The sequence below is a fragment of the Microbacterium oxydans genome (assembly GCF_900095745.1).
GTDB lineage: Bacteria > Actinomycetota > Actinomycetes > Actinomycetales > Microbacteriaceae > Microbacterium > Microbacterium oxydans_B.
Window position 1 is genome coordinate 291,343 of the sequence record NZ_FMIR01000015.1, and the last position, 22,055, is coordinate 313,397.

The 22,055-nt window shown below is 67.1% G+C and carries 23 protein-coding genes; 15 read left to right on the forward strand and 8 right to left on the reverse strand.

Features of this window, described 5'->3' with window-relative positions:
* Positions 1-131: 131 nt before the first annotated feature.
* Both BQ2383_RS09430 and BQ2383_RS09435 read right to left on the reverse strand, forming a co-directional pair.
* Complete coding sequence (locus BQ2383_RS09430) at positions 132-1,433, reverse strand: ABC transporter substrate-binding protein (protein ID WP_091032931.1); 1,302 nt, start codon at positions 1,431-1,433, stop codon at positions 132-134.
* Between the two features lie 470 nt (positions 1,434-1,903).
* A complete protein-coding gene (locus BQ2383_RS09435) occupies positions 1,904-2,494 on the reverse strand; it encodes a TetR/AcrR family transcriptional regulator (protein ID WP_091032934.1) in 591 nt (196 codons plus the stop codon).
* 102 nt (positions 2,495-2,596) lie between these two features.
* On the opposite strand from BQ2383_RS09435, the gene BQ2383_RS09440 reads away from it, so the two are divergent.
* Together BQ2383_RS09440 and BQ2383_RS09445 are read left to right on the forward strand one after the other, a co-directional pair.
* The gene (locus BQ2383_RS09440) at positions 2,597-3,403 is read left to right on the forward strand and encodes an NAD(P)H-dependent oxidoreductase (protein WP_091032936.1); all 807 of its coding nucleotides are present in this window, start codon (positions 2,597-2,599) and stop codon (positions 3,401-3,403) included.
* 58 nt (positions 3,404-3,461) lie between these two features.
* Positions 3,462-3,905, forward strand: coding sequence for a hypothetical protein (locus BQ2383_RS09445; protein WP_091032939.1), 444 nt, complete (start codon positions 3,462-3,464; stop codon positions 3,903-3,905).
* 37 nt (positions 3,906-3,942) lie between these two features.
* Here BQ2383_RS09445 and BQ2383_RS09450 read toward each other — a convergent pair whose 3' ends face one another.
* Positions 3,943-4,296: an ArsR/SmtB family transcription factor gene (locus tag BQ2383_RS09450; RefSeq protein WP_091032942.1), complete on the reverse strand. Its 354-nt coding sequence runs from the start codon at positions 4,294-4,296 to the stop codon at positions 3,943-3,945.
* 83 nt (positions 4,297-4,379) lie between these two features.
* Between BQ2383_RS09450 and BQ2383_RS09455 the strand changes: the two genes are divergently transcribed.
* The 13 genes from BQ2383_RS09455 to BQ2383_RS09515 all read left to right on the forward strand — a co-directional run bounded on the left by BQ2383_RS09455 (position 4,380) and on the right by BQ2383_RS09515 (position 16,937).
* Positions 4,380-5,681, forward strand: coding sequence for an FAD-dependent oxidoreductase (locus BQ2383_RS09455; protein ID WP_091032944.1), 1,302 nt, complete (start codon positions 4,380-4,382; stop codon positions 5,679-5,681).
* Between the two features lie 74 nt (positions 5,682-5,755).
* A complete protein-coding gene (locus BQ2383_RS09460; protein ID WP_091032947.1) occupies positions 5,756-6,163 on the forward strand; it encodes an arsenate reductase ArsC in 408 nt (135 codons plus the stop codon).
* A gap of 193 nt (positions 6,164-6,356) precedes the next feature.
* Complete coding sequence (locus tag BQ2383_RS09465) at positions 6,357-7,736, forward strand: extracellular solute-binding protein (RefSeq protein WP_091032950.1); 1,380 nt, start codon at positions 6,357-6,359, stop codon at positions 7,734-7,736.
* An 11-nt stretch (positions 7,737-7,747) separates the two neighbouring features.
* The gene (locus BQ2383_RS09470; protein WP_091032954.1) at positions 7,748-8,686 is read left to right on the forward strand and encodes a carbohydrate ABC transporter permease; all 939 of its coding nucleotides are present in this window, start codon (positions 7,748-7,750) and stop codon (positions 8,684-8,686) included.
* On the forward strand, positions 8,683-9,534 hold the full coding sequence (locus BQ2383_RS09475) for a carbohydrate ABC transporter permease (RefSeq protein WP_091032956.1): 852 nt from the start codon (positions 8,683-8,685) through the stop codon (positions 9,532-9,534). The genes BQ2383_RS09470 and BQ2383_RS09475 overlap by 4 nt, the downstream gene beginning before the upstream one ends.
* Positions 9,535-9,592: 58 nt before the next feature.
* Positions 9,593-10,423: an SMP-30/gluconolactonase/LRE family protein gene (locus tag BQ2383_RS09480; RefSeq protein ID WP_167381588.1), complete on the forward strand. Its 831-nt coding sequence runs from the start codon at positions 9,593-9,595 to the stop codon at positions 10,421-10,423.
* Positions 10,420-11,172, forward strand: coding sequence for a FadR/GntR family transcriptional regulator (locus BQ2383_RS09485; RefSeq protein WP_091032960.1), 753 nt, complete (start codon positions 10,420-10,422; stop codon positions 11,170-11,172). Before BQ2383_RS09480 ends, BQ2383_RS09485 begins: the two co-directional genes overlap by 4 nt.
* On the forward strand, positions 11,165-12,208 hold the full coding sequence (locus tag BQ2383_RS09490; RefSeq protein ID WP_091032963.1) for a hypothetical protein: 1,044 nt from the start codon (positions 11,165-11,167) through the stop codon (positions 12,206-12,208). The genes BQ2383_RS09485 and BQ2383_RS09490 overlap by 8 nt, the downstream gene beginning before the upstream one ends.
* A complete protein-coding gene (locus BQ2383_RS09495) occupies positions 12,205-12,981 on the forward strand; it encodes an SDR family NAD(P)-dependent oxidoreductase (RefSeq protein WP_091032966.1) in 777 nt (258 codons plus the stop codon). Before BQ2383_RS09490 ends, BQ2383_RS09495 begins: the two co-directional genes overlap by 4 nt.
* On the forward strand, positions 12,978-14,018 hold the full coding sequence (locus BQ2383_RS09500; RefSeq protein ID WP_091032969.1) for an Ldh family oxidoreductase: 1,041 nt from the start codon (positions 12,978-12,980) through the stop codon (positions 14,016-14,018). Before BQ2383_RS09495 ends, BQ2383_RS09500 begins: the two co-directional genes overlap by 4 nt.
* Before the next feature lie 29 nt (positions 14,019-14,047).
* On the forward strand, positions 14,048-15,139 hold the full coding sequence (locus BQ2383_RS09505; protein ID WP_091032971.1) for an enolase C-terminal domain-like protein: 1,092 nt from the start codon (positions 14,048-14,050) through the stop codon (positions 15,137-15,139).
* Entirely contained in the window at positions 15,136-15,975 is an 840-nt protein-coding gene (locus tag BQ2383_RS09510; RefSeq protein ID WP_208617648.1) for an amidohydrolase family protein, read from the forward strand. The genes BQ2383_RS09505 and BQ2383_RS09510 overlap by 4 nt, the downstream gene beginning before the upstream one ends.
* On the forward strand, positions 15,972-16,937 hold the full coding sequence (locus BQ2383_RS09515) for an aldo/keto reductase (RefSeq protein WP_244175963.1): 966 nt from the start codon (positions 15,972-15,974) through the stop codon (positions 16,935-16,937). Before BQ2383_RS09510 ends, BQ2383_RS09515 begins: the two co-directional genes overlap by 4 nt.
* A gap of 13 nt (positions 16,938-16,950) precedes the next feature.
* On the opposite strand, the gene BQ2383_RS09520 is transcribed toward BQ2383_RS09515, so the two are convergent.
* Genes BQ2383_RS09520 through BQ2383_RS09540 form a run of 5 tightly spaced genes read right to left on the reverse strand, consistent with a single transcriptional unit; the run spans position 16,951 to position 22,000 of the window.
* The gene (locus tag BQ2383_RS09520; protein ID WP_091032977.1) at positions 16,951-17,829 is read right to left on the reverse strand and encodes a carbohydrate ABC transporter permease; all 879 of its coding nucleotides are present in this window, start codon (positions 17,827-17,829) and stop codon (positions 16,951-16,953) included.
* Complete coding sequence (locus BQ2383_RS09525; protein WP_091032980.1) at positions 17,826-18,818, reverse strand: carbohydrate ABC transporter permease; 993 nt, start codon at positions 18,816-18,818, stop codon at positions 17,826-17,828. The genes BQ2383_RS09520 and BQ2383_RS09525 overlap by 4 nt, the downstream gene beginning before the upstream one ends.
* Positions 18,815-20,218, reverse strand: coding sequence for an N-acetylglucosamine/diacetylchitobiose ABC transporter substrate-binding protein (gene ngcE, locus BQ2383_RS09530; RefSeq protein ID WP_091032982.1), 1,404 nt, complete (start codon positions 20,216-20,218; stop codon positions 18,815-18,817). The genes BQ2383_RS09525 and ngcE overlap by 4 nt, the downstream gene beginning before the upstream one ends.
* Positions 20,219-20,259: 41 nt before the next feature.
* Complete coding sequence (locus BQ2383_RS09535) at positions 20,260-21,039, reverse strand: sugar isomerase domain-containing protein (RefSeq protein ID WP_091032985.1); 780 nt, start codon at positions 21,037-21,039, stop codon at positions 20,260-20,262.
* A 13-nt stretch (positions 21,040-21,052) separates the two neighbouring features.
* Positions 21,053-22,000, reverse strand: coding sequence for a MurR/RpiR family transcriptional regulator (locus tag BQ2383_RS09540; RefSeq protein WP_091032988.1), 948 nt, complete (start codon positions 21,998-22,000; stop codon positions 21,053-21,055).
* Between the last annotated feature and the right edge of the window lie 55 nt (positions 22,001-22,055).

Genomic DNA, 22,055 nt, shown 5'->3' on the forward strand with positions numbered 1-22,055 from the left:
GCGCTTTCTTGGCCTTCCCGAGCCAGAACGGCGGGGCCGGGTGGCCGACGACTCGTCGACCACCCGCCCCTCAACTGCACCCGCGAACGGTGTCGCTTCGTCCATCGTTTGCGAGGAGGTCATGAGACTGCTCACTCGACCGCTTCGAGGGCTTCGTCGACCAGCGCGGCAGCTTCGGTGAACGCTTGCTCGACAGAGACACCTCCGAGCACCACCTGCTGGAAGGCCTGAGCGATGGCGTCGTCATAGACCGCTTGCACGGTCGGCGGGAACTGCGTGATCATGGTCGCCTCGGTCGCTGCGGTACCGAACGCCGCCTGGTTGGCGGGGCGATCGAGCTCCTGCCACGTTCCGGACTTGACACCCTCCACGGTTGCCGGGACCACTCCGCCGTTGGCCTGCATGACGGCCATTCCGCCGTCGTTCGAGTACATGAACTCGAGGAACGTCCACGCATCGTCGGGGTTCTTCGCATCCTGCGTCAGCGAGAGAGCGTACGAACTCCCTCCGACAGGGCGGACCCCATCGAGCGACGGCATGCTGACGACGTCCCAGTTGTCCATCGCCGCGTTCACACTCGGAACTGCGGGCCGAACCGTGAAGATCATCGCGACACGGCCATCCTGGAACTTGGGCCGTTCATTGCGGTTGACGGTATAGGGCGCCGCGCGCCCGCTCAGCCATTCGTCTGCCATGAGCTGCCACGCCTCGAGGGCTTCCGGCTCGGCCATCCCGGTGGTGTTGCTGCTCGGGTCGTATAGATACCCGCCCATCGCCCGGATGATCGGGTCTGAGATGAGGGCGTTCTCTGGGCCGTTCGCGAGCCCGAAATACTCACCTGCACCGGCGGCCGAGATCGCGTCCGCAGCGGCGTCGAAGTCCTTCCAGGTCCAGTCATCGGACGGGACGTCGACCCCTGCCTTCTCGAACACGTCGGCGTTGTAGGCCAGGATCAGCGCATCGGCACCCACCGGGAGGCCGTGCACCTCGTCGGGAGCGTCGAGCGGGCGGTACGCGTCGAGGTAGTTCGGCAGGAAAGAGTCCACCTGCAGCTCGGAGTCCGAAAGGCGGTCGCTGACATCGGCTGTGACGTCAGCAGCGGCGAGCTGATTGATGTTGTCGGCGAATCCCACCACGATGTCGGGCAGCTGACCGCCGAGCTTCGCCGTCTGCAGGGACCGAGTCATGTCAGGTACTTCATCGGGCATCGACTGGAGCTCGACCTCAATGTCGGGATACTCCTTGTTGAAGGCCGCGATCACCTCTTCGTACTGCGGCGTGAGGCCGGCGACCATGCCGATGGTGATCTTGCCACTGCCAGGCTCTGCCGAGTCGTCGCCGGCCGACGACGCACACCCGGTCGTCACCACGGCGAGCGTCAACACGCTGCCAATGGCCGCCCCAGCGCGCCATCTCGTTCCAAGAACTGCCATGTTCTACTCCAAAGCTTCGTTGCCAATAGATCGGGACGAACTAACTATATCGTTCACGGGAACGTTTGCAAACCCCGGTTTTGATCTGCTCATCGCAACCATCACGCTCACTCTATTCGCGTCGCGCTCAGCCCTCTCCGGCTCGCAGGAGTGCCGCTCCGCGAGTCGCCAAGAGCAAACATCGGAGCCCAGCGGGCGGAGCCAGGACGTAGCGCCACCCCATGCGCGGAGGTCGCCCCGAATCACGCCCCGAAGTCGCTGCGGAAACGTCCGTGCTGATCGTCGGCGGCCTTGACGCGGCGGAAACGATCGACGCTCTCCGCGGGCAGCGTATCGGAGAGCTGCTCAGCCCGGGGCGCTGTACGCACTCGGAGACGAGCTCCACGCCGACTACATCATCCGGTGCGGCGAGAACGGGATCGTCGGGATGGATGCCATCGGCGACTTCGCCCGGCTTCGCGAGCTCTAGTTCACTCCCTGATCGAGGCGAGGAGGATCCGCACGAGCGTCTCGTGCGCGTCACCCTCGTCGATGCGCGAGGCGAGCACCGCGCTCGCGAGCACATCCGCCGAGGCGAACGCGGCCTCCAGGGTGATCGGATCGATGCTCTCGGCACCGACCACGCGGGCGAGGGCGACGCGACAGCGTTCGACGTACGCCCCCACCGACTCCTGCCGTATCCGCGCGAGCACCGGCGTGCCGTGGAGGGCCGCGACCACTCCCGCCATCTCGATGCCTTCGGCGCGGGCGCAGGCGACATAGCTCGTGGCGATGACGTCCACGACCCCGTCGACGTCGGGTCGGGCGCTCGCCAGCGCAGTCTCGAGCGATGCATCCTGGCGCTCGTCGAACTGACGGTACAGCGCGGCGAAGAGCCCCGAGCGGTCGCCGAAGTGCTCGTAGACGACGGGCTTCGTGATGCCCGCTCGGTCTGCGAGCGTGCCGAGGGTGAGCGCGTCTGCGCCCTCGGTGCGGATCATCTCCCGTGCGACACTCAGCAGCTGCGCGCGACGGTCGGCTTTCGACAATCGCAGTCGCGCGCCCTCTTTCGCCTTCGTCATCTCGCCCCTTGTGACCCATACTTACTATGAGTAGGTTACGGTTGGTAGGTACCAATCCTATCCCCCACGTGCCATCCGCACATCCACGATCCGAGGAGAGACATGACCGCCGACCTCCGGCCCACCACGCACTGGATCTACGCGCATCCGCAGTCGGGCTCCCTGAACCGGCAACTGTTCGAGGCAGGGATCGAGGCACTCACGCCGCGCTACGACGTGCAGACCTCGGATCTGTACGCTCAGGGCTTCGATCCACTGCTGGCGCAGCGCGACGTCGACGGGCGCGAGGGGAGCCTCGTCGACCTGATGGGCGAGGTCCACGAGAGCGGGCTGATTCCGGACGACGTACGCGTCGAACAGCGAAAGCTCGAGGCCGCCGAGTTGCTCGTGTTCCAGTTCCCGCTCTGGTGGTACGGCGCACCGGCGATCCTCAAAGGCTGGTTCGATCGCGTGTTCACCAACGGCTTCGCCTACGGCGGCGTCGACGCGGAAACGGGGCTGCCGCTCCGCTACGGCGAGGGCGGCCTGAAGGACAAGCGGGCGCTCATCATCGTGACGGCGGGCGAGGATGCCCGGAGCATCGGGTCACGCGGCATCAGCGGCGACATCGATGCTCTGCTGTTCCCCATCACGCATGGCACGCTCTGGTACACGGGGATCGAATCGCTCGATCTGCACGTCATCCACGACGCCGACGCCCTCGATGCCGCGGCTGTCGCTTCGGAGCGCGAACGGTTGACCACCCGGCTCGCGGGCATCCACGACGAGGCACCCTCTCAGCCGTACCGCGCTCTGCACGACGGCGAGTATCGGGGGACGCGGGCATTGCGCGCTGACATCCTGCCCGGGCGAACCGATCTCGACATCCACCGCGTCGACCGCGCGGGCGTCGCGAACAGCACCCGCTAGCAGAGCACGACGTTCGGCGCGGGCGGGGTCGGACCCCTCGAGCGATACGCTCGCGGGTATGGGCTTCTCGGTGCTGGGTCTCGCGCTCAGCCTCGCCATCTTCGCTCCGAGCCTGTCACTCATCTGGTTCCCGCCCCGCCCTGCATTGCCGACCGGGGTGGTCCCTCGTCCGGTGACGCTGTTGGAACGCGCGGGGCAGGCGCTCTGCGTGACGGTCCCCGCCATCACGGCGGGCACCTCTGTGGGGTGGTGGTGGTTCCCGCTCGTCGCCGTGCTCGTGCTCGCGTACTGGGCGTTGTGGGTGAGGTTCCTCGTCACCGGGCGTCGCCTTGAGGCGCTCTTCGGTCCCGTCTGGGGCGTGCCGGTGCCCATGGCGCTGCTCCCCGTCGCCGCGTTCCTCGCCGGCGCCGCATGGCTGGAGAACCCCTGGATCGCGATTGCCGCGGCGGTGCTTGCCGCCGGGCACATCCACAGCTCGCTGATCACGGCACGAGCTCGATAGCCCGGCCGGCAACCGGAGACCCCGGAGAGCTCAGGTTCTACGACCGGGGCGCCGCCACACGAAGCGCGTCGGCGGCGGCATCCATCGTGTCGGCGTTGAGCGAGAAGTACGCCCACTTGCCGCGCTGCTCGCGGGTGACGAGGCCGGCATCCGCGAGGAGCTTCATGTGGTGCGAGACGGTGCCCTGCGAGAGGCCGACCGGCTCGGTCAGGTCGCAGAGGCAGGCCTCGCCGCCGTCCCCGGCGGCGATGAGGGACAGCAGCCGGACTCGCGTGGGATCACCGAGCGCCTTGAACACCCGAGCGACGCGTTCGGCGTCTTCGACGGTCGGCGCGGCCGTGACACGCGGCACACAGCAGGCGGTCGCTTCGATGGTCGTCGGCAGGCTCATGCATCCATCCTGACACGTATTGACAAACTTCGATAGATCAGCGACAGTCATCGTATTGAAGATCATCGATCTGAGGAGATGTGATGTCCGAGCTTCCCGTCGTCGTCATCGGAGCGGGCCCGCAGGGTCTGGCAGCAGCGGCACACCTCGTCGAACGCGGCGAGCACGTGGTCGTCGTCGAGCGCGGGAATACGCCGGCCGCGGCCGTCTCGGAGTGGGGGCATGTGCGCCTGTTCTCGGCATGGCCGGAACTCACCGACGCAGCCGCCCGCCGCCTGCTCGAGCCGACGGGGTGGACGGCACCGGCGAAGGGCTATCCGACCGGCGCGGAGTGGGTGAACGAGTACCTCGCGCCGCTCGCGGATGCTCTGGGCGAGCAGATCCGCTACGCGACGACCGTGACCGGCGTCGCCCGGCAGGGTCGAGACAAGGTCGTCGACGGGGGACGCAGGAGCCAGCCCTTCGTCGTCCACACCGTCGATGGGGCAGGGCACGAAGCCCGCCTCCTCGCCCGCGCGGTCGTCGATGCCAGCGGCACCTGGGATGTTCCGAACCCTGCGGGGGCGGATGGCTTCCCGGGGCTCGGCGAGGCCGCGGCATCGGACCGGATCTCGTACCGCATCCCGGCCGACGTGTCCGAGCTCGCGGGCCGGCATGTGGTCGTCGTGGGCGCCGGGCATTCCGCCACGCACGCCGTGCTGCGCCTGAGCGAGCTGGCACGGCGCGCTCCGGGAACGCGCGTGACCTGGCTGCTGCGCCGAGGAAGCGCCACCAACGTCTTCGGTGGCGGGATCGGGGACGACCTTCCCGAGCGCGCCGCACTCGGCTCCCGCGCCCGGAAGGTCATCGACGAGGGGGTCGTGGAGTTGGCGACAGGGTTCCGCGTCGCCGAATTCCGGCAGGGCGGCGACGGGCTGACGATCGTCGCGGAAGACGGCCGGGAGGTGACCGACGTCGGGCACGTGTTCGCCCTCACCGGCTTCCGCCCCGACACCGGGATTCTGAGGGAACTGCGGATCGACCTCGATCCCGCACTCGAAGCGGTCGCGGGCATCGCCTCCGAGATCGACCCGAACATCCACTCCTGCGGCTCGGTGGGCGCGACAGGGGCGAGGGAGCTCGCCCAGCCCGAACCCGGGTTCTTCATCGTCGGCGCGAAGTCGTACGGGCGCGCCCCGACCTTCCTCGCCCTGACCGGATACGAGCAGGTCCGCAGCGTCGCCGCGCACCTCGTGGGCGATCACGAGGCCGCGGCCCGCAACGAGCTGAGCCTCCCCGACACCGGCGTGTGCGGCGGAGCCGGCGGATTCGACGACTCGGCCGGCGGCTGCTGCGCCGCGCCTTCCGTCCTGCAGATCGGCGCGCGCCCGGTCGCCGTCGGCTGATCGCGGCCCGCCCACCGCGGGCATCCGACTGTCAAGATAGATGCAGGTCACCCACCCCCCTCTCAGGAGCACCCATGACCGACACGACCACCAAGCCCTCCGTGCTCTTCGTCTGCGTGCACAACGCCGGACGCTCGCAGATGGCGGCCGGATTCCTCCGCGACATCGCCGGTGACCGCATCGAAGTCCGCTCCGCCGGTTCGATGCCCGCTGATCAGATCAACCCGACCGCCGTCGCGGCCATGAGTGAGCTCGGCATCGACATCACTGCCGAGCAGCCCAAGGTGCTGACCACCGAGGCCGTGCAGGCCTCCGATGTCGTGATCACGATGGGCTGCGGCGACGCGTGCCCGTTCTTCCCCGGCAAGCGCTACGAGGACTGGGCCCTCGACGACCCGGCCGGCCAGGGCATCGACGCGGTCCGGCCGATCCGCGACGAGATCCGTGCGCGCATCGAGCAGCTGGTGAGCGAACTGGTCTGAGGGTCCCCCGCGCCTGCATCGGCCGGCCAGCCTGCCTCCTCGCGGGCGGTAGAGGGTCATGCTGCCGCGCCTGGACGCGTCACCGGCGCCCGGGTGACGAACCGTTGACATCCGATGTTTGTCGCGCCATGATCAGAAAGGTCCGGTGGCCCTACCACTGGCTCCTGATCGACAGCGAAGACTGGAGAAGGTCATGACGAAGAAGTCACTGCAACCCCTCAGTTCCACCACACTCTCGCGCCGAACGTTGTTCAAGGCGGGCCTGATCGGTGGCGCCGCCATCGCGATGGGTACGAGTCTCACCGCGTGCGCGCCGGAGGTATCCACGAAGGGAGCCAAGACGCTGCGCATGGTCATGCCAGACGCCTACCCTTTCGAGGATGTCCTCACGACGACGACCGAACCGGCGGCGGACGGCACCGCCGACAGAGGGCTCTGGCGCCTTCTGCAGTCATGGAAGGAGACCCATCCCGACGTGACCCTCGAGATCGAGACCGTGCCCTGGGACACCATCACTCAGCGGGTCATCCTGATGGGCCAGGCCGGCACTCCCGCTGACCTGGTGCTGGTCAACGATCTCAACATCCCCAAGCTCGCGAAGGGAGGGTTCCTCGCGCCGCTCGATTCCCTGCCCGGCGAATGGGACGACTACAACCAGAACCTGCTCCGCGGCATCGCCTCCGATGCCGGGAAGATCTACGCACTCCCGTGGATGACCGACTGCCGTCACGAGATGTACTGGAAAGAGGACTGGGCGAAGGCCGGCATCACCGAGCCCCCCGAGACGTGGGCGGAGTTCACCGAAGCGATGGCCGCGCTCAAGGATGCCGGCATCGCTGACCCCTACTCGTTCTGGGCAGGGAACACCGTGCACACGCCGACCCAGTCCCTCTTCTCCCAGACGTGGATGCTCGGCGGAGACGTGATCGACGCCGATGGTCGCGCGACCCTCAAGACCGACGAGATGCTCGAGGTCTTCGAGTTCTACAACTCGCTCATGAACGAGCAAGGCGTCTCGTCGACCGGGTTGCTGTCCGTCTCCAAGGACGACGAGTACGACGACATGCTGCTGTCGCACAAGACCGCGACGATGAAGGGCGGCTCGTGGGTGGGGCTCAAGCTCGACGACGGCGGCCTGGCGGACGAGATCGGCTACTTCCGCACGCCGCGTCCGACGAAAGAAGCGAAGGACGCCACCCTCTCGGGCTTCTGGGCATTCGAGCTTCCTGCGCAGAAGACGCCGGACGAGGCGAAGCAGGAGCTCGCGTTCGAGTTCGCGATGCACATCACCGGTTCGAAAGGACAGGCCGAGTACCTCGTCGATGCGCCGGGCAAGCTGCCCACACGCCCGTCGGCATCCGCAAGCCCTCAGGCGCAGGCTCAGAACGACGCGTGGAAGTTCCAGGCGGACTACGCATCCGACGCCGGCCGAGGCATGCCTGCCGCCGCTGATGCGGGACTGCTGTTCGACCAGCTGCGCATCGCATTCCAGTCGTACCTCACGGGCACCTCTCCCGCGAACGAGGCACTCGCGTCCGCCGAGAAGGCGTACAACGAGCAGGTCGCGTCGTAGGGGTCGGACCGATGCCCCCGGAAACGATGACCGTCTCGCCGGTTCCCTCCGCTCCTGATCCCGGCCCTGCTCGTCCTCGCGTCGCGGCATCCCCTCGAAAGGTCCGCCGCGACTTCCTGCCCTATGCGCTGATCGCCCCCGGCGCTCTGCTCGTCGTCGGGTTCACCGTCATCGCGCTGGGATTCACGCTCATCAGCAGCTTCACCGACTGGGATGTGGGGCGGCTCAACACCACTTTCATCGGAATCGACAACTATCTTCGCGCCTTCCGCGATCCGGAGATGGTCGCCAGTCTCTGGCGATCCGGGATCTTCGTGCTCAGCGTCGTCGCGCTGTCGACCGCGGCGGGCTTCCTCCTCGCGGTGGCACTGAACCGGCGTTTTCCGGGGCGGGGCGCGGTTCGCGCGCTCGTCGTCCTGCCGTGGGTCATCAGCGAGATGGCGTCAGGCGTGTTCTGGGCGCTGATCCTGAAGAACGACGGAATCCTCTCCGCCTTCGGCTTGGAGCAGAGCCCGCTGGAGTCTCCTGCGGGCGCAATGACCGCGCTGATCCTGGTCGAGTCCTGGCGGAGCATCGGCTTCGTGACGGTGATGGTTCTCGCGGGTCTGCAATCCATCGATCCCGGCCTCTACGAGGCCGCGAAGATCGACGGAGCGACCGCTGGGCGGATCACCTGGAGCATCACGCTTCCGCTCGTGAGCCCGACGGTGCTGATCGCGGCGATCCTCCTGATGATCGGAAACTTCAACCTGGTGACGATGATCATCGCGCTCACGGCGGGTGGCCCGATCACCGCGACCACGACGACGGCCCTCTACATGTACAACCAGTCGTTCACTTATTTCCACCTCGGATACGGTGCGGCGATCGCGATGATCATGTCCGTGTTCAACGTGATCGCGATGTTCGCCTTCATCCTGCTCCAGCGCGGACGGGGGGCTCGCTCATGAGCGTCCTCGCCGCCCCACCGCGCGCTCGGACGCGCGCTCCCCGCGTTGCTCTGCCACTCATCACGACGGTGATGGTGGTCATCGTGTTCGCCCTGCCGATGCTGTGGATCCTGCTGAAGTCGTTCGGACCGGAGGATGAGATCTTCTCGGCGGCTCTCCTCCCGTCTTCCTTCCACCCGGAGAACTACGCTCGCGCCGTCCAGACCGGCATGCTCGTCTCCTACACGCTCAGCACGATCGCGATCAGCTTCTTCACCTGCCTCATCGTGCTGCCACTCGGATTCATGGCCGGCTACGGGCTGGCACGGTTCTCCTTCCGCGGTCGGGGTCTGGTCCTCTTCCTCTTCATGTTCTCGCTGACGATCCCGGGGCTCGTGAACCTCCTCGCGATCTACCAGGTGTTCAGCCTGGCCCAGCTGATCAATAATCCGGCAGGCCTGGTGATCGTCTACGCGGCGTCGAATCTGCCCCTGGCGACCTGGCTGATGCGAGCATTCATCCAGTCGCTGCCGTCAGAGCTGGAGCAGGCCGCTCTCGTCGACGGCTGCACCCGCGGCGGAGCGATCCTCCGCATCGTGGTCCCCTTGACCTCCCCCGGACTCGCCGCCGTCGCCGTCCTGGTCGTCGTGAACGTGTTCCAGGAGTTCATCGTCGCCCAGACGCTCATCTCCACGCGGGGCATCGGTGTCGTCAGCCAGGGCCTGCGGGCCATGCAGGGGCAGTTCGATCTCGACTACACCTCGCTCGCGGCCGGATCGGTTCTCGTGAGCGTCATTCCCGTTCTGCTCTTCCTTCTGCTGCAGAAGCAGTTCATCGCGGGCATGACGACGGGGGCGACGACAGGGTGAAGACGAACGGAGCCAGGTGCGGGATGCTGGGAACAGAATGCCACGAAGGGGAGGCAACATGATCGACACGGTCGCCGACGGACTCGACCACCCCGAGTGCGTCACGGTGGGACCTGACGGCACGATCTTCGCCGGAGGCGAAGCCGGTCAGCTCTACCGCCTGGATGGGGAGAGCTTCGAGGTGACGGAAGTCGGGAGCTCGGGAGGCTGGCTGCTCGGCCTGGCCGTCGACGGACACGGCGATGTCGTGGCGTGCGATCCTCGGCGCCGGCAACTCGTCCGGTTCGACGGCGACGGTGCGATGACGGTGCTCTCGTCGGGCACGCCCGAACGACCGATGATCACCCCGAACTTCCCGGTGTACGGTGCGAGCGGAGTCCTGTATGTCTCCGATTCAGGCACCTGGCCGGCCGGCGGTGGCTGCATCTACCGTGTGCTCCCCGGCGGATCCACAGAACTCTGGTCGTCCGACGTGCCCCATTTCACGAACGGGCTGGCGCTCGACCAGGACGAGAAGCACCTGTACGTGGTGGAGTCGACGCTGCCCGGCATCACACGGATCCCGATCCTCGAAGACGGATCGGCCGGCCGGCCAGAACTCGTCGTCTCGATGCCGGGAACCGTACCGGACGGCATCGCCTTCGACAGCGAGGGGCGACTCTACATCGGCTGTTACCGCCCTGACAGGCTCTACACCCTCGAGCCGGACGGCACGCTTCTCATCCTTCGGGACGATTTCCAGGGCACCGATCTGGCTGCCCCGACCAATATCGTGTTCTCCGGCGCCGACCGTCGAGATCTGCTCGTCGCGAGCCTCGGACGCTGGCACATCGCGCGCATCCGCACCGAGGTTCCGGGTGCTCCGCTCCACTACCCCACGGAGGTATGACCGTGCCGCAGGCAACGAACGAGAACAGCATGTACGCGTCGGTGGCGCGTCACAGGACGATCGACTCCGTCGTGGACGCGCTCCAGGCACTCATCCTCCAACGCAAGCTGAACCCCGGCGATGCGCTGCCCGCCGAGCGCGAACTGGCCGTGATGCTCTCCGTGAGCCGCAACGTCGTCCGCGAAGCGTTGGGCATTCTGGGCCAGCGCGGGCTCACCACCTCGCGTCACGGATACGGGACCTTCGTCGCCTTGCCGTCCGGCGAACAGGCGCGCGCCGCCTTGCAGCTCCTGCTCGAACTGGAGCGGGTCGGTCTGGTCGAACTGTGTGACGCCCGCCTCCTGATAGAACCGGAACTCGCCGCACTCGCCGCCGCACGCGTGACGCCCGCCGGCGCCGCGAAACTGCGAGATGCGTTCATCGCACTCGCCGCGGCGAGCGCAGATGGCGAGGCCCACGTCCAGGCCGACCTCGCGTTCCACGGAGCGATCGCGGAGATGGCCGACCACACGGTCCTCCGCGCCCTGGTCGATGCCGTCCGGGAGCCGGTGACCCGCGGCATGGTCTTCGGGACGAAGGTTCCCCGCGCGATCGATCACAGCGACGTCCAGCACGAGGAGATCATGCTCGCGATCCTCGCCGGAGAGCCGGAACTCGCGCGCGAGAGAATGCGCGAGCACCTCAGCTATGTGCGCGGCTACCTCATCGAACACGATGTCCGGATCACGCATTGGAGCGCAGATGACTAGCAGTCTCGTCACCCTGCGCGAGAAGGGGTCGTGGGTGCTGTCCGATGGAGTGCTGGAGGTCAGCGTGGACCCGCTGCGCGGCGCCGACATCCGCAGCATCCGTTACCTGCCGCGCGCGGTCGAGATGCTGTGGTCACCGGAGGGGATGCCGAATCCCGTCACCGGAGCCGGACTCCCGTCGGGGAGCGCGGCGTTCTACGACGACTACCGGGGCGGGATCCAGGAGCTCTTCCCGAACGCGGGGCCCGACTGCGTGGTGGAGGGGGCGCCGCTGGTGTTCCACGGTGAGAGCTGCCGCATCCCGTGGGTGGTCGATGCTCAGGAAGACGCTGACGGCGCGTTCCTCCGATGCCGTGCGGCGCTGCGGCGTTACCCGTTCATCGCCGAGCGGCGGATCTCACTGCGCGATGGCGCGATCGTCGTCATCGAGTCGACCGTCACCAATGCGTCTCCCCACGACCTGCCCGTGCACTGGGGGTTCCATCCGGTCTTCTCGGAAGCGCTCACCGAAGAGCCCGCCGTTCTCTTCGGTGACTTCTCCGGTCTCGTCGCTGATCCGTCGCCTTTCGGGCGCGTGCAGTCCTGGGAAGTCGGGACTGCCGTCCCGACAGAGGAGCGCCACTGCGCGACGGCGCTCCCGCTGGAACCCGGCGACCGTGGCTCTGCGGACCTCGGCTATGCGACGGCACACGACGGGTGGTACGTCGTCGCATCCGAATCCTCCGGATTGGCCGTCGGAGTCACCTGGCCCGTCGACATCTTCCCGCGACTGTGGGTCTGGCAGGAATGCCGTGACCCCGCCGGGTATCCCTGGTGGGGTCGTCACCACATCGTCGGGGTCGAACCGCACACGGCGGCCCCCTCACGCGCCCTCACCGAGGATGTCGCGGCGGGTCAGGCTCTGATGATCGGGCCGGGCGAATCCCGACGGGCCGAGTTCCGGATTCAGATCGCCGACCTGGCCGAGAGGGCGATCGATGACTTCGTCCGCTCGACGGCCGATTCGAGCGGGAGCAGGAAGAAGGAGATCGCATGAGATTCGCTGAGCAGGTCGCCGTCGTCACCGGAGGCGCTTCGGGCATCGGGAGGGCGACGGCGGAGAGGCTGGCGAGCGAGGGAGCCCGCGTCGCGATCCTCGACATCGATGAGGCCGGCGCCGTCGCGACGGCCGATGCCATCACATCCACCGGGGCGATCGCCTTCCCCGTGGTCGTCGACATCGGTGACGAGTCGGCGGTCGAGGACGCACTCGATCGGGTGGAGGGTCTGATCGGGCTTGCGACGATCCTCGTCAACTGCGCGGGCGTTCTCCATGTCGCTCCGGCGCTGGAGACGAGCCCCGAAGCCTTCGATCGCATCGTCCGGGTGAATCTGCGCAGCGTGTTCGTCCTCTCGGTCTCCGTCGCACGGCGGCTCAGAGCCGCGGGGAGAGGAGGCGCGATCGTCAACGTGTCCTCGATCCACGCCGTGCTGTCGGAGCCGAACGCGTCCGCCTACACGGCGACGAAAGGCGGCATCGAAGCGATGTCGCGGACGTTCGCCTCGGAGTGGGCACCCCTCGGCATCCGAGTGAACTGCGTCCGCCCGGGGGCGACCGTGACCGCGCTCACCGCGACCCTATACACGCCCGAGATCCTCGACGCCCTCGCCAGCCGGGTTCCGCTCCGGGTGCCCGCGCAACCCGAGCAGGTGGCGGCCGGAATCTGCTTCCTCGCATCAGCCGATGCGGACTACTGCACAGGCACGACTCTCGATGTCGACGGCGGCTACATCATGGACGGCAGTCTCCCCCGGACGGAGTATCGATGACTCGCCGGCTGGCCGTCTCCGACACCGCGCGGTGGGCGACGGCTGTGCTGCAGCGCGCAGGCCTCACCGACGAGGATGCAGATGTCGTCGCGCAGAACCTCGCCTACGCGGAGTCGCGCGGCACCGCGAGCCATGGGTTCATCCGTCTCCCCATCTACCTCGAACGGGTGGAGAAGGGCGGGATCAATGCGTCGCACGCACCGTCGACCCTCTGGGATCTGGGTTCGGTCGTCGCCCTCGATGGCGACGCGGGCCCGGGTGCGGCCACCGCCGTGCATGCGGTCCGTCTGGCCATCACACGTGCGCGCGAGTCGGGGATCGGCTGCGTTCTCGTCAGCAATGCGAACCACTTCGGCGCGGCCGCCTTCTACTCGGAGATGATCGCGGACGAAGGGATGATCGGGATCGTGTGCTGCAACACCGATCGTGCGATGTGCGCGCCGGGCGGAGGCGAGGCGGTGCTCGGAACGAATCCGCTCACCATCGCGCTCCCGCTGAGCGCAGAAGATCGACCGATCCTGGACATGGCGACCTCGGAAGTCAGCTACGGGCGGGTGCTCGTCGCCGCCGCCGCGGGTCAGAGCATTCCCACGGGGTGGGCGGTGGACGACGCGGGCCGAGCGACGGAGTCGTCGTCGGATGCACTGCGCGGCGCACTGCTCCCTGCCGCAGGCCCGAAGGGGTTCGGACTCGCGTTCATGATCGACGCCCTCGTCGCACTGGGGGGCGCGAAGACGAGCCCCTTCGTGTCGCCGCTGCACGGTGATGCCTCCCTCCCCCAGGAACTCGGGCACTTCTTCCTCGCGTTGCGCGGTCCGGGCGACGCCGCCGCCGAATCCGACAGGGCCATCCGTTCACTGGTCGAGGAGCTGCGTCGCAGCCGACTCCCCTCGAGCCCCGCGGTCCTGTTCCCGGGGGAACCGGAGCTCATGAGACGACGCGACAACGACGGAACCTTCCCTGCCTCCATCGAGCTGGTCGAGTCGATCCAGAGCATCGCCGAGCGATATGCCGTACCCGCTCCGATGCTCCCGTAGCCCCTCCGAACCTCAAGAAAGCGCACCTGATGAGAATCACGCACGTCGAAACGCATCGCGTCCCCATTCCCGCTGCCGCGCCGGCCTTCTCGTGGCGCTCCGGACTCGATGGCAGTCCGGGTGACGACCACGGAGCGATCCTGCATCTGCGCACCGATGAGGGCATCGAAGGGGTCGCGTTGCTGAAGCGCCCGGGAAGTGCGCCGCAGCTCGAGCAGGCCGTGGAGGCGCTGTTCCGTCAAGAGCTGGTCGGCCAGGACCCACTCGATCGGGAGCACCTCTGGCATCGGCTCTGGGAACTCGATCGCATCCACGAACTGCCCCTACCCTTGCTCGGAGTCGTCGACGTCGCACTGTGGGACCTCGCGGCACGGGCTGCGGGTCTGCCGCTCTGGCAGCTGCTCGGCGGTGCACGCCACGCGATCCCGGCCTACGCGTCGACGACCACTTTCGACAGCGTGGAGGAGTACCTCGACGTCGCCGATCAGTGCCTCGAGCTCGGGTACACCGCGGTGAAGCTGCACGCGTGGGGAGATGCCCGACGCGACGCGAAGTTGTGCGAAGCCCTGAGGTCGCACGTCGGCGACGACGTGCCGCTGATGTACGACGGGTCCGCCGGATTCGACCTTCCGGACGCCATCCATGTCGGGCGCGCCATGTCCGCGAACGGCTACCTCTGGTACGAGGAGCCGATGCGCGAGTTCAGCGTGCATGCCTATCGTCGACTGGCCGCATCGGTGGATGTGCCCCTGCTCGTCGCAGAGACCTCAGACGGGGCCCATATGAACACGGCTGATTTCATCGCGGCCGGAACCGCCACGTTCGGCGTGCGAGCGGACACGGTCCTCAAGGGCGGCATCACCGGAGCGATGCGCATCGCGCATCTCGCCGACGCCTTCCGGATCCGCGTCGAGATCCACGGGTCGGACGCCCCGAACCGACACCTGTGCATGGCCATCCCGAACACCACGTACTACGAGTCGCTCGTCACCAGCACTCGGGTGACCAGGGAGTCCTACGTCGACGCGAGCGGACTCGTGCATGCACCCAAGGGTCTCGGGATCGGGCTTCCGGCAGGTCTGGACTATCCACTCGAACTCGAGCAGTTCATCGAGTCATGATGGGCACCGGGTCTCCGCGCATCGACGCGCACCATCACCTCTGGGATCTCGATCGGCGCGCTCAACCGTGGATCGACCATGACGTGCTGTCCCGCTCCTTCCGCCCGCAGGAGTACGAAGTTCAGCTGGCCGCCGCACGCTTCGACGGGTCGGTGCTCGTGCAGAACCTCTGCGAGGAAGACGAGACGGCGGAACTGCTGATGCTCGCGGCGGAGAACCCGTGGATCCGGGGTGTCGTCGGATGGGTGGATCTCACGGGGGACGTCGACGACAGCGTCGCGCGGCTCCGCGAACTTCCCGGTGGTCACCGCCTCGTGGGGATCCGTCACCAGGTGCAGATGGAAGACGATCCCGACTGGCTGTGCCGTGTCGCTGTCCGGCGCGGACTCGAACGCCTCGCGGCGAACGGGCTCCCGTTCGATGCGGTGTTGCGACCGGACCAGCTCGACTCCGTCGTCAGGTCGGCGCAGCACGTCCCTGCGCTGCGCTGGATCCTCGATCACCTGGGCAACCCGCTCGATGGCAGGGGAAGCGATGAGTGGCGCACGTCCATCAGCGCTCTCGGCGATCTCCCGAATGTCGCGGTCAAGCTCTCCGGTCTCGGCAACCTCGCCGGGACCGGCTGGACCGCAGACATGGTGAGCCCCGTCGTCCAACACACGATCGCGGCCTTCGGAGTCGACCGCACCATGTTCGGCTCCGATTGGCCCGTGTGCCTGATCACCGGCGACTTCGCGCAGGTACTCGCCGCTGCCGAACAATGGTGCGGATCTCTGGAAGAACACGAGCGGGCCGCGGTCTTCGGGGGCACTGCCGAAAGATGGTACGCGCTGTGATCGGTGATTCGGGCCCCGCGTCCCTGGGGTTCGGCGCCGCGCCACTGGGAAACCTCTTCCGTCCGATCTCGGACGACGACGCCCGAGCGGCCGTGGACGCCGCCTGGCGGGCGGGCGTCAGGTACTTCGACACGGCTCCCTTCTACGGCCTGGGGTTGTCGGAGTCTCGCCTGGGTGAGGCGCTGGCCGATCGTCCGCGGGACTCCTTCGTCCTCTCCACCAAGGTGGGGCGCAGGCTGCTCGAAGACAGCCGCACGTCGGTCGACGGACTCATCGACGGGCAATGGGCGTTGCCGAGCGGCCGGAACTGGGTGCGGGACTACTCGCGCGACGGGGTCCTGAGGACTCTCGAGGAGAGCCTTCAGCGGCTCGGCTGCGATCGGATCGACGTCGTCTACCTCCACGACCCCGACGATCATCTGGATCAGGTGGAACGCGAAGCGGCGCCGATGCTCGCGGAGTTGCGCGATCAGGGCGTCATCTCCGCCTTCGGCGTGGGCACCTCCGACTGGCGCACGGCAGCCAGGCTCGTAGGATCGACCGACATCGACGGGGTGATGATCGCCGGCAGATGGACGCTCTTGGATCGTTCGGCCGCACCACTGCTCGAACGCGCGCGCGAGGCAGGGGTCTGGGTGGTGGCGGCAGGGCCCTTCAACTCCGGTCTGCTCTCACGGCCGTGGCCGGAGGACGGAGCACGCTTCGAGTACTCGCCTGCCGGCTCCGCCCTCGTCGGTCTCGCTCGGGATCTGGCGTCGGCGTGCCGTCGATACGGCGTCGAGCTGCCCGACGCGGCGATCCAGTTCGCCACTCGCACCGAGGGAATCGTCGCTGTCGTGGCCGGCATCGCCTCTGCGGCGGAGGCGGTGGCCGACGAAGCGGCCTTCCGTCGCGAGATCCCGTCAGGGCTCTGGGACGAGCTGGACCGGATCGTCCGAGATCGACGCGGAGAGGCCGAGTGAGCCCCGCGTCGACCTAACGGAACGTTCCTTGGGACACCGAACCCTGGAGCTTGCGCTGGAAGAAGATGTACACGACGAGCACCGGCAGGATGGTCATCACCGCCGCGGCGAACAGCGCACCGAAGTCGATGGAGTACCCCGCGCTCGCTGCAAAGGTCGCCATGCCCTGGGAGATCACGTAGTTGTCCCGGTTCGTGTTGAGGACGACCGGCAGCAGGAACTGGTTCCACAGGCCGAGGAAGTTGAGGATCGCCACAGACGCGATCCCCGGGGTCGCCATCGGCAGCATGATCGCGAAGAACGTCCGCCAGTCACCGGCACCGTCGATGAGCGCCGCCTCGTAGACATCATGTGGGAGCTGCTTGAAGAACGAGTAGAGGAAGAACATCGTGAAGGGCAGCGCGAACGCCACGTAGGTGAGGATCAGTCCCGGCCAGGTGTTGAGCAGGCCCATGTTCTGCAGGATGAAGAACAGGGGGACGATCGCCAGGAACACCGGGAACGCCATCGCGGCCAGCATGACGTTGTAGATGAGCCTGTTGCCACGGAAGCGGAATCGGGCGAGCACGTAGGCGAGCATCGACCCCAGCAGCATGACGAGGATCAGTGAACTGCCGACGACGAGCACGGTGTTGAAGAAGTACCGACCGATACCCGCGTCGCTCCACGCCTTCACATAGTTGTCGAAGGAGAGCTGCGCGGGCAGGGTGAACGGCGATCCGAGGATCTCCTTCGTGGTCTTGAAGCTCGACATGACCGTCCACAGGAACGGCACGATGACGATGATCGTCCAGATGCCGAGCAGGAGATGCGAGGTGCTCGAGACGCCGAGGTCTCCCCTCCGCGCGCGCGATGTCCGCTCGGTCCGTCTTTCCACGACCGTGCTGCTCATGCGTGGTCACCTCCATCTTTCCCACGGATCAGGCGGAACACACCGAAGACGAACGCCGCATACACGAGGGTGACCAGCGCGAGGACGATGCCGATCGCCGTCGCATAGCCGAACTTCCCCTGGAAGAACGCGACGTTGTAGAGGTACTGCGTCATGGTGAGCGTCGCGTAGTTCGGACCGCCCTGCGCGTTCAGCGCCGCCATGTAGACGAAGGAGTCGACTGCGACGAGACCGAGGTAGATGTACGCGGTCTGGAAGCTCGAGGCGATCTGGGGCAGGGTCACGGACACCGCGATGCGGAACCGTCCGGCGCCGTCGAGGCGCGCGGCCTCATACGTCTCCGCGGGGATCCCCTTGATCGCCGCGATGAAGAGGATCGTGTAGAAGCCGACCAGGCTCCAGACGATGACGAAGACGGATGCCGCCATCGCCGTCGACTCATCTCCGAGCCAGGGGAAGCTCGTGAACTGGTCGAGGCCGATCGCGGTGAGGAACCCGTTGAGGAGTCCCCTGGACGGGTCGTACACCTGCGCCCAGATGATGCCGATGACGATGGCCGGGACGCAGTAGGGGAAGAACGAGGCCACGCGGTAGAAAGCCGAGCCGCGAAGTCCCTGGATGTTGCCGATGCTCGGGCCGCCCGTCGTCACGACGCAGGCGATCGCGAAAGCGACGGTCAGCGTCAGCGTCGGCACGACGAGAGCGAGAACGACGGAGTTGCGCACCGCCTTCAGGAGCACCTCGTCGCCGAGCATCTGCGTGAAGTTCTGCAGTCCGACCCACTCGAGCTGATCCGAGTACCCGCCCCAACTCGTGAGCGCGTAATAGGTGGACTGGGCGAACGGCAGGAGCACGAAGATGGCGAACAGGATGAGAGGGGCGACCAGGAACACCAGCATGAAGCTGATCCGGTCGAGGTTGGGCCGCCGACGCGGCCGGGGAGGCGCTGTGCGCTCCCCCGGCCCCGCCGCAGTCAGGAGAGCAGTCATTTGCCGTAGTCGTATTCTTTCTTGGGCTTCGACGTGTCGGCGGCGGCCGCTGCGCTGAGCTTCTCCTGCGCGTCGATGAGGTCCTGCGCAGTGATGTCACCGGCCAGGAACGACACCCAGTACGGCGCATCCTGGATCCCGTAGTACCCGGAGTAGCTGTTCGATACCCAGCTGAACAGGTCGTCGCCGGCGTCCTCCATGACGCCCATGGTCGACGCCAGGGCCGTCGAGCCGAAGCCGTCAGCGGGGACCGTGCCCTCGACGACGGTCGGAGCGAGCGTCAGCTCGGAGAACTTCGACGCGGCTTCCTTCGAGAAGAGAGCACGAAGGAACTCCTTGCCGCCTGCCGTGCTCGCGGCCGCCTTCGGCACGGCCCACGGGATCGCCGGTCCTGCCTGTACGGCCTCGAAGGGGAGGGCCGCGTCTGCGGCATCGAGCAGCGGCGCCGGCCACGCGGTCATCTCGAAGCCGTCGGCCGTCGCATCCTTCATCTCCGACTCGATCCAGGAGCCCGAGTAGTAGAAGAGCGCCTCCTGGTCGTTGGACCACTGCGCCTGCGCTTGCGTGAACTGCGTTCCCGCGCCTCCGGGGACGAAGCAGTCGTCATCGATGAGGCTCTCCATCTGGTCGAGCACGTCCTTCACGGCCGGGTTCGACCATGCCCCCGGCTCGAGGTTCGAGATGTCGTTGATGACGTCGACGCCGCCCTGCTTGATCGCCGAGTCGAGCACCAGCCACTGGTAGTAGACGGCCGCCTCTTTGCCGAAGGCGAAGAGGTACTTGTCCTTCGCTCTCGCCTCGGTGCAGAGGTCAGCCATCTCCGACCAGGTCGTGGGTGGTTCCCAGCCGTTCTCCTCGAACAGGGAGTGGGAGTACCACAGGGAGAAGAGCGTCATGACGTAGTTCGCGTTGAGGTAGCCGTCGTCGTATTCGCCGACCTCCTTCACCCCGGGGAAGACCGCATCGGAGACCTTCACGCCGTCGTAGTTCTTCGTGTCCCAGAAGTCGCCGAGATCCTCGAGCTGATCCTGGATGCTGGTGATGGGGATCGCATCCGCCCCATCGTTGGTGAACGAGTCCGGCGGCGTGCCGCCGACGAAACGCGGTTGCAGCGACTGCGAGAGGTTGTTGGACGGCGTGATCTGGACGCTGATCCCGTCTCCGAGCTGCTTCTCGACGAGGCCCGCGGCGAACTCCGCATACTCGGTTCCGTATCCGCCGTCGAACACCACGATGTCGATCTTGGTGTTCGCCGCGACACCGAAAGGGTTGTCCGCGGAGGCGGTGCCGCCCTCCGATTCGGACGAGGAGCCGGGACCGGCGCAACCTGCGAGAACGAGACAGAGTGCGGCAGCGGCGGCGCTGGCGTTCAACGCCATTCGGCGTGAGGAGCGGGGCATGAGTGACCTTCCTTCATTGGGGGTAACTTGCGGGTGTGTAGCTAGCGCGTGGAGCGCTCATCGAGGTGCGCGTACGGGAGGATGCGAGCACCGAAGCGGCCCTGAAGCCCGACGTTGTGCTGGTCGCCGCCGGGGATGTTCGCGGAGATGTACATCGGCGGCAGCTCCGCATCGAGCCGCAGCCGGTCTGCAGTGCCGAGCGTGAGGAGCTGCGCGATGTACGCCGCCGTGATCGACGACACGGCGCCGGCCCGCAGGCCGTCCGCCACTTCGATCGTGGCGTCGCCGAACGGGGCGAGGTTGTCGATCACGACATCGGCCGCCTCGAAAAGTCGTTTGCCGCTCGGGTGCTTCGTCTCCACGGCGCGGGAGTGCTCGAGGCTGGTGACGGCGATGACGGGAAGCCCCTCCGCCTTGGCACGCAGCGCGAGCCCCACGGTGGAGCCGTTCGCGCCGGAGTTCGAGGCGATGATGAACGCGTCCTCCTGGCGGATGTCGTAGAGATCGAACAGCTCATCGGCGACCGTGTGGTCGCGCTCGAACTCGGGCCTGCCCATCTCGGCCAGTTCCCGGGAGCCGAGGAGCACCAGGTCGCGCAGAGCGATCTGATGGGTCGGGATGAAGCCGCCGGCGCGACCGGCGATCTCCATGGCGAAGGCCTCGGAGTGCCCCGTGCCGAAGGCGTGTATGACGCCGCCGCGCTGCAGCGACGAGCTCAGGATCTCGATCGCGGCGTCGAGGCCGCCGGACGCGGCCGAGCGGTCGAGAGCCTCGATGCGGTGCCGTACCTCATCGGCGAATGCGGGGAAGAGCTGGGACATCGGTGGTACTCCTTCAGGACTTCGGCGGCGACGGTTCTGCCGCGCGAGGGGAGGGGCGGGCAGACCGCGAGTTCAGTCGGCGACCGGAGATCGCATTCATGGCCGCTGCCGCGTTGCGTTCCTTCTTCTCCTCGCGGTTCCAGGAGGCGAGCAGGTAGAGCAGGTCGGCGGCGAACGTCTGGACATGCGAGGAGGTGAGGCTCCCGAGGTCGAGGTAGTCGTTCGGCGGCGCGGTCTGGATCACGACCTCGACGTCTTCGGCGATGGTCGTGTGCGGGTTGCTGGTGATCGCGACCGTCCACGCTCCGCTCGCCCGGGCCTCGGCGAGCATCTCGATCGTGTCGCTCGTCTCTCCGGAGCTCGAGATGCCGATCGCGACCGCACCCTCGGGGAGGATGGCTCCGCTCATCAGACCCAGGTGGGCGTCGGTCCATGCGCGCGCGTTGACGCCGACGAGGTACAGACGGTCCACCAGCGAGTGGGCGACGGTGCCGGAGCCGCCGACGCCGTAGACGTCGACCTGCGGAGCGTCGGAGATCATCCGCGCGACCCGGCGCATGTCGCCGAGGTTCACGAGATCGGCCGACGCGCGCAGCGCCTGCACATGGCTGGCGAGGAAGGTGCGCAGCACATCCTCGTCGCTCATCTCGGGGTGCGCGGATGCGCCCGGCTCACCGACGATGCTGTCCTCTCCCACGGAGCGGCCGAGCTCGGCCGCCGCGCCGACGCGCAGTCCGGTGTAACCGCTGTACCCGATGAACTTGCAGAAGCGGGTGACCGTCGGCGCCGAAACCCCGGCTCGCTCGGCGAACTCGAAGATCGACAGGGAGATCGGGAGGTCCGGGTTCTCCAGCAGGAGACGTGCCGTCCTCGCCATGGATGCCGACATCGTCGGAACGGTGCCCTGCAGCCGGGCGCGAAGCCCGAACTCTGCGGTGACCGGAGTGGAGCCTGTTGCCACTATGAGATTTCCGTTCTCTAAATGCTGTTGATTGTGAAAGATAGTTTTATGCTTC

Coding starts and splice junctions, on each gene's coding strand:
- BQ2383_RS09525 (WP_091032980.1), bottom strand. CDS start 18,818: ATGACTGCTCTCCTGACTGCGGCGGGGCCGGGGGAGCGCACAGCGCCT.
- BQ2383_RS09455 (WP_091032944.1), top strand. CDS start 4,380: ATGTCCGAGCTTCCCGTCGTCGTCATCGGAGCGGGCCCGCAGGGTCTG.
- BQ2383_RS09445 (WP_091032939.1), top strand. CDS start 3,462: ATGGGCTTCTCGGTGCTGGGTCTCGCGCTCAGCCTCGCCATCTTCGCT.
- BQ2383_RS09460 (WP_091032947.1), top strand. CDS start 5,756: ATGACCGACACGACCACCAAGCCCTCCGTGCTCTTCGTCTGCGTGCAC.
- BQ2383_RS09500 (WP_091032969.1), top strand. CDS start 12,978: ATGACTCGCCGGCTGGCCGTCTCCGACACCGCGCGGTGGGCGACGGCT.
- BQ2383_RS09465 (WP_091032950.1), top strand. CDS start 6,357: ATGACGAAGAAGTCACTGCAACCCCTCAGTTCCACCACACTCTCGCGC.
- BQ2383_RS09450 (WP_091032942.1), bottom strand. CDS start 4,296: ATGAGCCTGCCGACGACCATCGAAGCGACCGCCTGCTGTGTGCCGCGT.
- BQ2383_RS09505 (WP_091032971.1), top strand. CDS start 14,048: ATGAGAATCACGCACGTCGAAACGCATCGCGTCCCCATTCCCGCTGCC.
- BQ2383_RS09435 (WP_091032934.1), bottom strand. CDS start 2,494: ATGACGAAGGCGAAAGAGGGCGCGCGACTGCGATTGTCGAAAGCCGAC.
- BQ2383_RS09475 (WP_091032956.1), top strand. CDS start 8,683: ATGAGCGTCCTCGCCGCCCCACCGCGCGCTCGGACGCGCGCTCCCCGC.
- BQ2383_RS09480 (WP_167381588.1), top strand. CDS start 9,593: ATGATCGACACGGTCGCCGACGGACTCGACCACCCCGAGTGCGTCACG.
- BQ2383_RS09535 (WP_091032985.1), bottom strand. CDS start 21,039: ATGTCCCAGCTCTTCCCCGCATTCGCCGATGAGGTACGGCACCGCATC.
- BQ2383_RS09490 (WP_091032963.1), top strand. CDS start 11,165: ATGACTAGCAGTCTCGTCACCCTGCGCGAGAAGGGGTCGTGGGTGCTG.
- BQ2383_RS09495 (WP_091032966.1), top strand. CDS start 12,205: ATGAGATTCGCTGAGCAGGTCGCCGTCGTCACCGGAGGCGCTTCGGGC.
- BQ2383_RS09485 (WP_091032960.1), top strand. CDS start 10,420: ATGACCGTGCCGCAGGCAACGAACGAGAACAGCATGTACGCGTCGGTG.
- BQ2383_RS09520 (WP_091032977.1), bottom strand. CDS start 17,829: ATGAGCAGCACGGTCGTGGAAAGACGGACCGAGCGGACATCGCGCGCG.
- ngcE (WP_091032982.1), bottom strand. CDS start 20,218: ATGCCCCGCTCCTCACGCCGAATGGCGTTGAACGCCAGCGCCGCCGCT.
- BQ2383_RS09440 (WP_091032936.1), top strand. CDS start 2,597: ATGACCGCCGACCTCCGGCCCACCACGCACTGGATCTACGCGCATCCG.
- BQ2383_RS09470 (WP_091032954.1), top strand. CDS start 7,748: ATGCCCCCGGAAACGATGACCGTCTCGCCGGTTCCCTCCGCTCCTGAT.
- BQ2383_RS09510 (WP_208617648.1), top strand. CDS start 15,136: ATGATGGGCACCGGGTCTCCGCGCATCGACGCGCACCATCACCTCTGG.
- BQ2383_RS09430 (WP_091032931.1), bottom strand. CDS start 1,433: ATGGCAGTTCTTGGAACGAGATGGCGCGCTGGGGCGGCCATTGGCAGC.